1 protein-coding gene is annotated in these 273 nt (G+C 53.1%); it reads left to right on the top strand.

The window, feature by feature from the left end; genetic code table 11:
* On the top strand, positions 1-273 hold a 273-nt coding region (locus Q4563_RS19855; RefSeq protein ID WP_303605743.1), incomplete at both ends, for an efflux RND transporter permease subunit.

Below are 273 nucleotides of genomic sequence, written 5' to 3'. Positions count from 1 at the left end.
GCACTGGGTACCGCAACCGACTTTAACGCGATGTTGCAAGACCGGGCCAATATTGGTCATGACAAACTGGTACAGGCTCGCAACATGCTGCTGGGAATGGCCGCACAGGACCCTCGTCTGGTGCGGGTACGCCCGAATGGCATGGAAGATGTGCCTGTTTTCCACGTCGACATTGATTATGAAAAAGTCAAAACCCTGGGGCTCAGTGTCAGTGATGTAAACAGCACGCTCAGTACGGCCTGGGGTTCGGCTTACATCAATGATTTCATGGAC

It is taken from the genome of Gilvimarinus sp. 1_MG-2023, assembly GCF_030548285.1.
This window is presented reverse-complemented; position numbering and strand designations above follow the sequence as displayed.